This window comes from Mediterraneibacter hominis (genome assembly GCF_014287475.1).
Lineage (GTDB): Bacteria > Bacillota > Clostridia > Lachnospirales > Lachnospiraceae > Mediterraneibacter > Mediterraneibacter hominis.
The window spans coordinates 469,578-482,200 of the sequence record NZ_JACOPF010000002.1; the positions used below are offsets into that span (position 1 = coordinate 469,578).

10 protein-coding genes are annotated in these 12,623 nt (G+C 42.4%); 6 read left to right on the forward strand and 4 right to left on the reverse strand.

Annotated features, from left to right (window positions below; translation table 11 throughout):
* Positions 1-63: 63 nt before the first annotated feature.
* From H8S37_RS11705 to H8S37_RS11720, 4 genes are read right to left on the reverse strand one after another with little or no spacing between them, the layout of a single operon-like run.
* Positions 64-903 (reverse strand): alpha/beta hydrolase, encoded by an 840-nt coding sequence (locus H8S37_RS11705; protein ID WP_186876249.1) that lies wholly within the window; start codon positions 901-903, stop codon positions 64-66.
* A gap of 24 nt (positions 904-927) precedes the next feature.
* Complete coding sequence (gtfA, locus tag H8S37_RS11710; RefSeq protein ID WP_186876250.1) at positions 928-2,388, reverse strand: sucrose phosphorylase; 1,461 nt, start codon at positions 2,386-2,388, stop codon at positions 928-930.
* 13 nt (positions 2,389-2,401) lie between these two features.
* Complete coding sequence (locus tag H8S37_RS11715; RefSeq protein WP_186876251.1) at positions 2,402-3,283, reverse strand: carbohydrate ABC transporter permease; 882 nt, start codon at positions 3,281-3,283, stop codon at positions 2,402-2,404.
* 19 nt (positions 3,284-3,302) lie between these two features.
* Positions 3,303-4,250: an ABC transporter permease gene (locus H8S37_RS11720; protein WP_186876252.1), complete on the reverse strand. Its 948-nt coding sequence runs from the start codon at positions 4,248-4,250 to the stop codon at positions 3,303-3,305.
* 294 nt (positions 4,251-4,544) lie between these two features.
* Between H8S37_RS11720 and H8S37_RS11725 the strand changes: the two genes are divergently transcribed.
* From H8S37_RS11725 to H8S37_RS11750, 6 genes are all read left to right on the forward strand, one after another.
* Positions 4,545-6,053 carry an ABC transporter substrate-binding protein gene (locus H8S37_RS11725; RefSeq protein WP_186876253.1) on the forward strand — a complete coding sequence of 503 codons (1,509 nt, stop codon included), beginning with the start codon at positions 4,545-4,547 and terminating at the stop codon, positions 6,051-6,053.
* A 95-nt stretch (positions 6,054-6,148) separates the two neighbouring features.
* Complete coding sequence (locus H8S37_RS11730; protein ID WP_186876254.1) at positions 6,149-7,348, forward strand: MFS transporter; 1,200 nt, start codon at positions 6,149-6,151, stop codon at positions 7,346-7,348.
* A complete protein-coding gene (locus H8S37_RS11735) occupies positions 7,332-8,852 on the forward strand; it encodes a serine hydrolase domain-containing protein (protein ID WP_186876255.1) in 1,521 nt (506 codons plus the stop codon). Before H8S37_RS11730 ends, H8S37_RS11735 begins: the two co-directional genes overlap by 17 nt.
* The gene (locus H8S37_RS11740; RefSeq protein ID WP_186876256.1) at positions 8,849-10,222 is read left to right on the forward strand and encodes an MATE family efflux transporter; all 1,374 of its coding nucleotides are present in this window, start codon (positions 8,849-8,851) and stop codon (positions 10,220-10,222) included. The genes H8S37_RS11735 and H8S37_RS11740 overlap by 4 nt, the downstream gene beginning before the upstream one ends.
* Complete coding sequence (locus tag H8S37_RS11745; RefSeq protein ID WP_186876257.1) at positions 10,219-11,688, forward strand: alpha/beta hydrolase family esterase; 1,470 nt, start codon at positions 10,219-10,221, stop codon at positions 11,686-11,688. Before H8S37_RS11740 ends, H8S37_RS11745 begins: the two co-directional genes overlap by 4 nt.
* A 32-nt stretch (positions 11,689-11,720) precedes the next feature.
* Positions 11,721-12,602 (forward strand): polysaccharide deacetylase family protein, encoded by an 882-nt coding sequence (locus H8S37_RS11750; RefSeq protein WP_186876258.1) that lies wholly within the window; start codon positions 11,721-11,723, stop codon positions 12,600-12,602.
* The last annotated feature ends 21 nt before the right edge of the window (positions 12,603-12,623 follow it).

Below are 12,623 nucleotides of genomic sequence, written 5' to 3' on the forward strand. Positions count from 1 at the left end.
GGGATCCTTTTAGGATACCGGCTTTCCTGCTGTGATAATACATGAAAAAGAGAATGAATTTATTTAAAAAGGATTTCCACAGCCGTTTTCATCCAGTCCAAAGAAGTCCAGCGCCCTTTGGATGGCAAGATCCCAGAACCGCCACTCATGCTTATATTCCGGGAGATCAAACCAGGTGACGTTTAAACCGATTTCAGTACAGTGTTTCTGGAATATCTGGTATCTTTCATAAAGAAGAGTATCTTCGTGTCCGCAGGCAAACATCAGTCGGGGAAGCTTCCCTGCAGGAGCTAACTTATCTATGAGAGCCCATACGTTTTCTTCTGAATTTATGTAAGCGTCAAAACCGCCTGCATTATGGATCGTCTGTACCATGCGCGGGTTATTGGTATCCATGATCATGCAGGGATGTCCCGGGCGCAGCTCATCAAACGGAACAGGTACAGCGGAAAAAACCGCGGCCGCAGAAAATAGTTCGGGGTAATTTACAGCAAATTTAATTGTACCGCGTCCTCCCATCGAAAGACCGGCGATAAAATTATCTTCTCGTTTATCAGACACGGGCATCCATCCGTAAATGAGGGGCATCAGTTCTTTTGTAAAATAGTCGTACATATTGTATCCCATCATTGCATCGGGCCAGTTAGAATAGTTGGAGTTTAAGGCGCTCGGACATACGACAACAAGATTTTTTTCTGCCGCGTACAGTTCGATGTTCGTTTTTCTTATCCAGTCTGTATGGTCTCCGAAAGTACCATGCAGGAGCCAGAGCACTTTATATTTTGTACCGCTTAAGTAAAATTCCTCTGGAGATACATCTCGTTTTTTATCAGGCAGTATTACGGTAATCGTATGATTATTGTTTAAATACTGACTTTCAAAGTTATACGTTAAAAGTGACATAGTGAACCTCCTTTATATATGAATCTATAATGTACAGTCTGTTTCTGTATCTTTGTCATAATACGTGATACAGTAAGTAAGCGACTTGAAGTCGGCGTTTAAAGTTGTGTGGTATATATCTTTTTCCCATGTGATCGAAAGCGTGCCGTCTTTTTTATCTTCACCGATATGGATTTTTCCGTTAAACGCCTCATAGGTATTTCTGAAACGCATGAGTTTATATAAGCTCTGGCAGACAGGCTTCTGAACAGCGTTTTCTATCTCATTGCGGGTAAAAGTGTGCCGGTTGATTGTACGTGGATCCGGGTTTGTCTTCATACTTTCGATATCATTTTCTCCGGCTAAAAGTCCTACATAATAAATCTGCGGAATACCGGGAGCAAAAAATTGAACGGCCCTTGCGATAAGATATGCGCTGTCGCTGCATCTTAAAGCAGAATAATAAGTAGAGCCAAGCTGATAACTTTTGAATTTACCGTCAGAAGTTTTTATCATGCTGGGAAGCTTTATATACTGTCTGGCCTCTTTTGTAATATCCTCTACATCTTCTCTCACGAAATTAATTTCTTCCTCTGTTAAAAGTCCCGCCACATCTACAACGCCGATTCCGTCATGGGTGTCCAAAGTAGTAAATTGTTTTCGCGGACAGATATGAAGCCAGTGAATCAGGCGGTCAGTGCGCCCGCTTTTCAAACCGTGGAGGAGCAGCATGGGCAGAGCGAAATCATAGACCCAGTATCCTTTGTCTGCCATTTTAAGCTGAATCTGGTAGTTTTCGTGTATTTCCGGCAGCATTTCCGTTCCTGTTTTTCGGAGTGGTTCCATACCTATATCCAGGACTTCCCAAATCTCTGGTTCTACAAAAAAACAGGAGGTGCCGGGACGCTTGGAGGCATAGGCAAAGGCGTCAAAACGGATCAGGGGGACGTGTTTACTTAAGGTTCCCAGATTTCTTGCGTAATACTCCTGCGTGGCTTTGGAATAGGGATCAATATCTATCTGTTCTTCAAAAAATGTATTCCAGAGGTGGACAATTGTACCATCTTTCCTTGTAAAAGCAATATAAGGATAATTCGCTTTCCGGCGGTAGAGTTTATTGTACTGTGCCTCTGTCGGATTACCATCCGGCCAAAATTCCTCCCAGTGTATGAACATATCACGAAAAGGAGAGTTTTCCCCGTGTTCCATATAGTCTTTGAATTCAGCCGAGCGAATGGAGATGTGGTTTAACATAAAATCTGCCATCATATAATATGTATCTGCTAATCGGTCAATGTCGTCCCAGTTTCCAAACGCAGGATCGACCATATCATAATTGATCACGGCAAAACCACGATCCCCGGAGGATGGGTAGAAAGGAAGTACATGGAGCCCGCCTATGCAGTCTGTAAAATATGTATGCAGGATTTCATCTAATTCTTTTAGATTTGCGCTCATGCTGTCCGCATAAGTAATCAACATGATTTTGTTCTCTATTTTTTTCATCATATCCTCCTTTTTAACCCTTTACAGAACCTACAGTGATACCTTTAGCAAAAGATTTCTGGAAAAATGGATAGGCTATCAGTATAGGAAGCAGAGCGATAACCGCCAGCGCCATACGAATACCTACGCTTGGAAGATCCGTAATTTTTATATTCGGGTCGGTATGGCTTTGCAGAAAAGAAATATTGCTAAGTACAGAATTCAGATAGTTTTGGATTCCGTAAAGCTCCCGTTTTGTATGGATAAAATAAATGCCGTTTGTCCAGTTGTTCCAATATGCGATAGCGGTCATCAGACCGATTGTTCCGATAATCGGTTTGGACATGGGAACGACTACTCTGACAAGTGTATGTATTTCGCTTGAACCATCTATTGTAGCGGCTTCAATTACCTCATTAGGCACATTGGTATTGATATAAGTACGCACCATAATGACAAAGAAAGCATTCATCAGCAGATATGGAACGATAAGCGCCCAGATAGTATCTGTAATATGGAAGATATTGGAGTAAATTAAATACGTTGGGACAAAACCTCCGTTAAAAAGCATTGTAAAAAACAGGATAAAAGAAAGCACCCGTCTTCCCGGCAAATCTTTGCGAGACAGAGGATAGGCAAACAGCATGGTCATCACAACGCTTGCCAGCGTACCGAATCCGGTTACGAAAAAGCTGATTCCATAGGCGCGCAGTATGTCGCCCTTTACGCTCCAGATATACTTATAGGCGGCAAGAGAAAATTCCGCGGGAATAAAAGAGTAGCCTTCTTTTATCAACGAGGATTCGGAAGTAAAGGAACTGGCAATCAGCAAGATGAACGGAAGGACACACGCGGCTACAAATAAAAACATGATAAATCCCATTACGAAACGAAATACTTTATTATTGCAAATCATAAAAATTTCCTCCTGTAATTTAGAATAAACTGCTGTCTTTGTCTATTCTGGAAACAACAAAATTGGCGGTAAACACGCAGATAAAACCTAAAATGGACTGAAGGAATCCGCCGGCGGTAGAACGCCCGATATCGTTTAACTCTAACAACGCGCGGTAGACATATGTATCAATGGTCTGTGTCGTGGAGTAGAGCAGCCCGCTGTTCATTGGAACCTGATAGAATAAACCAAAGTCAGAATAACAAATACGTCCTACGGCAAGAAGTATCAGTATGATAATCGTCGGCTTTAACGCAGGGAGAGTAATGTGGCGTATCTGCGCCCATACGCCCGCGCCATCCACAGCGGCTGCTTCGTAGTAAGATTTGTCAATGCCGATTAAGGTGGAGTAATACAAAATCGAACTATAGCCGAATGACATCCACAGATAGACAAGCACGATAATGAACGGCCAGTATTTGGCTTCATTATACCAACTGACGGGATCGACTCCGAATAACGGCAGGATGGTATTATTCATAAAGCCGTTATCTCCACTTAAGAAGGCATATACGATATAGCTGATGATAACCGTTGAGAGCAGATACGGGATTAAGATGATAACCTGGCTGAATCTTTTGAAAAACTTATTATATATAGAGTCCAGACAGATGGCTACAAATATGCCGAGCGCGTTTCCGATAAAAATAAAGGCGAGATTGTAAAGAATCGTATTTCTGAATATCAGAAATGCGTCTTTTGTGCCAAACAAAAATTTAAAGTTGTCCAATCCACACCAGGGACTGTTAAAAAGCCCGATGGAATAGTTTACTTTTTTAAATGCAAGGGAAAGTCCCGCCATTGGCATGTAATTGTTGATAATCAGATAAATTAAACCCGGCAGCAGCATGATATATAAAGGGAGATAACGCTTCATGCGGCGGAGTGTTAATTTACGTTTGTGAGTTTTCGTTTTTACTGGTTTCATAAACAGCCTCCTTAAATGTATCATTCCTTTGTTTTGATATTAATTTATAGAAAAAATGCACAAAAATCTATCAAAAAACCGCTGTAAACTGTCAAAATTCGGATATGAGATAAAGCGGAAAAATGAAAATTGGTTAAAAGGCTGGAATAAAATATTAAAAAATTGACGATTTGAGACAAAAAAACGATAGAGACGAAAATGACAGATTTGCTATGATATCACTACAAAACATCGAAACGATGGAAAATTACTTTCGGAGAAAAGATCCGGAGGAAGAAAAGGAGGAAAGATCTTATGAAGAAACGGTTAGTTGCAAGTTTACTTGTAGCCAGTATGGCAGCAGGCCTGTTTACAGGCTGCGGTTCCTCGGACAAGGGGAAGGAGGACAAGAAGGCAGACGGAGAATACCCGGTTATTAAAATGGCGTATTCCGTAGTGTTCCCTTCGCCGGACGAAGAGGCGATTGAAGAAGAACTGAACAAAATTATGCGGGAAGAAGCGCAGGCAGAGGTCGATCTGGTTGGCGTAGAGTTTGGAAACTGGGCGACACAGCTCAACCTGATGCTGACAGGAGGGGGAGAAGACTCGCTGGATTTGTTTAACTCCTTCTGGTATACATCTGTATCGAATCTAGTGTCTAACGGACAGGCGATGGCGCTGGACGATCTGATAGAATCAGACGGCGCTGAAATCAAAGAATTATTTGCCGATGGCCTGGAGGATTATTATGACTGTGGAAAAATAGACGGTAAACAGTACGGTATTCCGTGTATGTACTCTTATTGCACGGAAAATCTCTATTTAGTAAGAACAGAGGATGCCCAGAAAGCAGGAGTGGAGACAGACTCCGTAACAGGTGTTGACGGGCTTTCAGATACGCTTTTGAAGCTGAAAGAGGCAAATCCGGACAGTTATTATATTCCAGGTTCCACAGAACCCTACTGGATCCCGAAAAGTATCGATTACTTAGGAGATACCAATTATCTTGGCGTCTTGACGAATCCGACAGAAAGTACAACGGTAGAGAACTACTATGAATCAGAATATTTCCTGAATTGGATTAATCATGTAAAAGAATGGAAAGAAGCAGGCGTGTTCAGTCCAGACCCGCTTAGCAACAGTAATGCAACACTCGTAAACCTCCTGATGGGAGTATCGAACGGTACGCCGGGATATGGATGGGATACAAAGATAACCACAGACATTAATGCAAAGACAAATAATATAGAACTGGAGGGAATCCAGGTTACAGACGCCTTGTCTACGACAAGCGACGCTACAACGTATATGTGGCATATCAGTTCTTTCTGCAAAGAACCGGAAGCGGCAATGCGTGTTTTGAAAGTCCTCTATACGAATCCGGAAGCCTCTCAATTAGTTGCAAATGGCGTTGAAGGCTTAGATTATGAATTAGATGAAAACGGGCAGATGGTATATCCGGAAGGAAAGAGCAGTATGTCAGATCTTGGCTGGGCGGCTTCCTCTATGGCTTACTGGCCGAATGTAATGCTTTGCAAGACATGGGCGTGGGAGCCGGAAGATATCTATGATCAGATGTTAGAGAAGAATAAGACATGCGATAAATCCCTGGCATTAGGATTTTCTTTTGATTCCACGAAGGTCGCGGATCAGATAACAGCTTGTACTAACGTGGTTGCACAGTATTATACGCCTCTGATGTATGGGGAAGTTGATATCGATTCTACACTGGAGCAATTCCAGGCAGACCTTAAGACAGCCGGTATTGACGACATTATCGCGGAAAAGCAGGCGCAGCTTGACGCATGGCTTGCGGAACAATAAACGGGCTGAAACAGAAGACATAATAGAGAGGGAGGGCACTGCCCTCTCTCAATTTTTCAGTAGATTACTTAGAATAGTAAAGGGTTAGGAAAATTATGAATGACAGATTGTGGAATAAACATTACATATTGGTATTAATCGTAAATACATGCAATGCGTTTTCATTCTATATGATCGCAACGATTCTTTCGAAATATCTGGTAAATATAGGGACGACAGTGGCAGCCGCAGGATTTATAGTAGGATTGTTTTCCATTACTTCTTTATTCTGCAGGCCGTTCAGCGGAATTATGGCAGACAGATTAAGCAATGTCACTCTTTTAAAATGGAGCAATGTGCTTATGGGAATTGGACTGCTGGGATTTACGGTAACTACAGAAATTCCTCTTCTGATTGGATTCCGTATTATAAACGGAATTGGATTTGCTCTGTCAGGAACCTGTCAGATATCACTGGCTTCCCGCTACATTCCGCAGAATAAAATGGGAGAGGGAATCGGCTATCTGGGGTTAGGAATGGTTTTGGGTTCCGCTATCGCACCCGGATTTGGCTTATCAATCGCGGAGATGTTTGGAATGAAAGCTACTTTTTTCATTTCGGCGCTTCTGACTGCAGCGGCATATATTATTTTATGTTTTTTCCACGAAGAGAAGAAAACAAGTACGGAGAAAAAGCAGATTCATTTTAGCGATATTATAGCGGTGAAAGCACTCCCATATACGCTGGTGGCAGGATCGTATTCTTTTGTAAATGGGATCATTGCTTCTTATTTAGTGCTATATGCAGACGAAATTGGCGTAAAGGGAATCAGTTTGTATTTTACCGTTTGCGCAGTAGTTTTATTTATCGTCCGGCCGTTTTCAGGTAAGTTGATGGATAAGAAAGGAATCCGTATTACTGTTTTACCGGGACTGCTCCTGACTGCTTTTGCTATGTTTATGCTGGGGAGAAGTAAAGCCCTGATTTGGATTCTTGTTACCGGAGTGATCCGATCTCTGGGACAGGGGGCAGCACAGCCTTCCCTGCAGGCCGGGTGTATCAATGAAGTAGGAAAAGAAAAAAGCGGAGTCGCAACAAGCACTTATTATCTGGGCGGTGATATTTGCCAGGGAGTCGGTCCTATGATCGGCGGGTTTGTAGTGCAGATGTTCGCCGGAACAGCAGGCTATACGGCAATTTTTGATATATGCGGGGTTTTGTTGATAGGAGCACTTGCTTTTTTCTTTAGCATTACGCGGAACAAAAAAGCAAAAAAAGAATATATGGAGGAAGAGAAACATGGGGCAGCAGTTTGAGTTAGAGAGAATATCTCCTGAAAGAGCAGGGATACCGAGCGGACAGGTGAAGAAGTGTATAGAAAAGCTTATGAACGAGTGGAGTCATATGAACAGCTTTATGGCGGCAAAAGACGGAAAAATATTTGCTGAATGTTTCTGGTCTCCATTTCATAAAGATTTAGTACACTCTAACCATTCTTTAGGTAAAACATATACAGGAACCGCGATAGGGATTGCCTTGCTGGAAGGAAAATTGTCATTGGACGAGAGAATGACCGATATTTTCCGGGAGGAAATTAAAGAAAAGAAAATAGAGGTTACAGACCTGGCAAAGGAAATAACGATACGTGACGTACTTACGATGACGAATGGACATACCTGTCATCCGGAAATGGGAGACGACTGGCTGGCAAATTATTTCCGGACACCGGTAAAAGACAAACCGGGAACAAAATTTTTATATAATACTTCCGGGGCATGTATGCTTGCTGCGGTGATAAAAAAGAAAACAGGGCAGAATGTAAAGGAATATCTGACTCCACGGCTGTTTGAACAAATCGGAATCGATTCGCAGCGTTTTGTATGGCTGAAATGGCAGGACGGAACGGATGCAGAACCAGGAACATTTTCTACAACAGAGGATAATCTAAGACTTTGTCTGCTTTATATGAATGGAGGCAGATGGAACGGAAAACAACTGATTGACCCGCAGTTTGTGAAAGACGCACTGTCTGTACAGATATCTACGCAGGATGCGCCGGAACAAAAGGACGGAAAATGCGGATATGGATATCAATTGTGGGCATGCAGTATTCCGGGCGTATACAGATTTGACGGAGGACAGGGACAGTACGGAATTATCTGGCCCGAAAAAGGACTTGCTGTGGCGATCCATGAAGGGGCGATTGTACCGTACGGACCGCAGAGAACACTGGATGTAATTGCGGAAGAGCTTTTACTGAAAGTGGGCGAAGAACCCCTTAAGGAAACTGCGGAAGAATACAGCAGACTGCTAAGTTTCGAAAAAGATATGAAATATAAGCCGGATCGCGCCAATTATATAAAGCCAGATACCGATCTAAGCGGCAGGTACCAGGTGACAGAGGGCGACCCGAATCCGTGGCTGGGACTGGCGCCTCCGGGCAGAGAGGATATGTTTATCCCTTACAGAGACAAATATAAAAAAAGCAAAATGGAAACGTTCGTCCTGGAAATTGGAGAAGAAATATGCAGATTTTCTGTGAACGATTATGCAGAATTTACAGCACGCATGGACGGACAGCTGGAACTTAAGAATACAGATAATGTGTTCCCAGAGCTTACGGCATACAGCGCCACCGCCAGATTTATAAACGGGTATACGTTAGAGATTACAATTCATTGGCTGAACAGTTGGACAGGTACAGTGATGCGGTTTGAGAAGCAAAGTGAATGTATGAATATTACCGCACTAAAATACAGGGCAAATCAGGAGGACAATTGGCTGGTGTATAAAGGGAAGGCAAGAAGTGAAGACCTATGAGATTATTTACATCGGATAAAAACTTTTATAAAAAGACAGTCAGTCTTGCGGTTCCTATTACCTTACAATGCCTGATCTCAATCAGTGTAAATATGATGGACAATATCATGGTAGGCGCTCTGGGTGAAAACGCGCTGTCTGCGGTATCTTTGGCAAACCAGTTTATTAACATATTTACGTTCGCCTGTATGGGGCTGGGACAGGGAGCGTCTATCCTCGCAACGCGGTTCTGGGGGATGAAAGATACAGACGCGCTGAAAAAGACCATATCTATTTCTATTAGATACTGTATGGCAATTTCTCTGGTATTTACATTTGTGACTCTTCTTTTCCCAGGATTTATTATGCGTATGTATATCATGGAGACGGAGGTAATTGCGGAAGGAATTCAATATTTGCAAATATCCGCATATTGTTATATTTTTTATGGCCTGTCCTTAATCGGGGCTAATATACTGCGCAGTGCGGGACAGGTGAAAATTCCATTATATACAGCGATTATGGCATTTTTTGTAAATGTAGGATTTAACTATATTTTCATATTTGGAAAACTGGGTTTTCCTGCCATGGGAACAAAAGGGGCTGCCCTGGGAACTCTTCTGGCACGTATTCTGGAATTCGGAATTACGTTTGGCTATATATTGCTGAAAGATAAAAGTATACAATACCGGATAAAAGACATATTTCTCAGAAGTTCCCACTTGAATAAAGAATTTATTAAAGTAGCATTTCCGGTTATGATAAGCGATACACTGCAGGGATTTGGAAACCATTTTATTGCTATGGTAACGGGCAGAATCGGTTCGGAATTCGTAGCAGCCTACTCAATTACGACAGTCATTCAACAGTTGAGCAGTGTCCTGACTCAAGGCGTGGCACAGTCAAGCAGTATTGTGATTGGGCATACCTTAGGCAGAGGGGAACGAAAGAAAGCAAAAGAAGAAGCCAATGCTTTTGTAGGACTGGGAATGGTAGTAGGACTGGCGGCAGGAGGGCTGATCCTCTTAGTGGCGAATCCGATTATCGCCTGCTATAACATTACAGAAACTACGAGAAATATGGCGCAGCAGTTAATGTATGCGATTGCTTTTGTTATATTCTTCCGTTCTATAAACAGTATTCTTACAAAGGGTGTATTAAGAGGGGGCGGAGATACAAGATTCCTTATGGTGGCAGATATTCTTTTTTTATGGACGGCGAGTGTACCGCTGGGATATATCGTTGGCGTTATTTGTAAGGCGCCGGCATTTTGGATATATTGCGCGTTAAAAATTGATGAGATTTTGAAATGCGTGTTGTGCTATTACAGACTGCATAATGGAAAATGGATCAAAAAAATAAGTTCTGAAAAAGGAGAGACAGATTTATGAAAAATAAAATTCAGTTACTTGCCGGAATTCCGGACGATGATAACAGAGAGTACCTTCCGGAAAAATTAAAAGGCAGTGAAATTGTTGTAAATGAAAATGGGAATAATTCACAGGTCTATCCGAAGAATTTAGTAGAAATGAAAGCGCGTCTGATAGATGACATAGAGGACACATGGTACGAGTATGTGCCGGACAGCTACGATCCAGAGAAAAAGACACCGCTTGTATTTTCAATGCATGGAGGCATTATGACGGGATGGGCACAGTGTGTCTATACTTCCTGGTCTCTGGTTGCAGACAGAGAAGGATTCATCGTAGTATACCCTAATGCGCATAAGAGGAGATTCTGGCAGATAGAATGTGAAAGAAGGCTGTTTAAACAGCTTTCAGAACCAAACGAAGAAGGCATCTACATGCATGATTTTCCAGATGACATTCGTGAAAATAATGATGTCCGGATTGTATTTCAATTAATGGAACGTATGAAAGAAAAATACAATATTGATGAAGAACGGATTTATATGCAGGGGATGTCTCTTGGAAATTCTATGACAGCTATGGTGGCGCGGTATTTTGGAAATCATTTTGCGGCAATGGCAGGTTCGGCAGGTCCAAGTACAATCGGACTTTTATTTGACAAAGAGGATCAGCCGGTTAATGCCGGAGGTCCGGTTCCCGTATGGCAGGCAAGGATGGAATTCGATCAGGCTCCTCCCGGAAGTACAGACAATGTGGAAGACGTGGTTGTAAAAAACAGAGAATACTGGCTTAGAATCAATGGCTGTGAAGAACTGCCCCGGCTTAAAATTTCAGGGGAAAATAATTTTGCTTTCTATAAAGGGAAAAAAGCGGATTATGTTTTCCGGGATGTAAAGAACAGAGATCACGGTCAGACATTTGATGAGGCAGAACTAGTATGGGATTATTTTTTCTCCGGCATAAAGAGAAAAAAAGACGGAACAGTAGGATATACAGAACCAGAGATACCAAGAGAAGGAGACTCCTGCGTACTTGCCGTAGCGCAAGAGTGTGAGAATGCGTGGATCAATGGAGAAAAAAGAAAGATGCCGGCGCGGGCTTTAAAATGGCGGAAGTTAAAGTACCACGGCCTGCATGGGGGAGCAAAAGTGAGAGGGGAATATCACATGGTACCGGCGGTATTCGCGTCAGAAATCGCAGGAGCATCTTACATAGAAAAAGAAGGCTGGGCACAGATGGAATTAGGGGATGGACGAGTCTTACAATTTGCGCGCGGCTGTATCGGATGTACAATCGAAAACAGGGTACATTCTATGTTCTGCGAGCCGATTGAGAGAGACGGTATGTTGTATATTTCCGCAGAGTGGTTCTGCCAGGAAATCTTAAAATGGCATGTTTCTACTTGTAACCATGTGATGTATGCAACCGATCATACTGCTTTCTTGTCTGTGAATATGGCAAGGCTTATTAAAGACTTGCTGCAATAAATAATAAATAAAAAAGCAGTCAGGAGGAAAATATGAGTTTACAAGTCAATGACAGAGTGATTTTTCCAAACGGAAGAAAGAAGGCATTTACGTTAAGCTATGACGATGGAATTTTGCAGGATCGGAAACTTATCGCGTTGCTGGACAAATATCGTGTGAAAGCTACATTTAACCTGAATCCGGGGCTTTTCGGGCAGCGAGGAACAGTAGCGGCGGGGAAGAAAGAAGTTCCTCATATTAAAGCGGACAAGGATGAAATACAACAACTTTATAGAAACCATGAAATAGCGGCTCACGGACAATATCATATATGTATGACTGGAATGGATACAGCAAAGGTTACGGCAGAAATTTTGGACAGCAGACGGGAGCTGGAAAAACTGACGCAGAGAACTGTGACAGGGTATGCGTATGCCTTCGGAGCATACGATGACATAACACTGCAGGCTCTTAAGGCATCTGGAATCCGATATGCCAGAACGATTGAATCAACACGGCGATTTGATATTCCGCAAAATTTCCTTACATGGCATCCGACCTGTCATCATAATGATGAAAAACTATTTGAACTTGCGGATGAATTTTTGTCAGATGAACTCTATTTTTCCTTACACACTCCTGCAAAACTTTTCTATGTATGGGGACACAGCTATGAGTTCGACCAGTGCGAAAATTGGGAATATATGGAACAGTTTTTGGAAAAGGTGAGCGGACATGCGGACGTGTGGTATGCTGCAAACGGAGAAGTACAGGAATATATAGAAGCATATCACAGATTGGTTTTTAGTGCAGACGCAGAGTTTGTATATAACCCATCGGCAATTTCTGTATATATAGGCGGAATGTTTACCGATGAATATGTGGAAGTGCCGTCAGGAGGAACTGCGAAGCTGATACCCCCGGTAAATATGTAATATAAATACGAAAACAGAGGA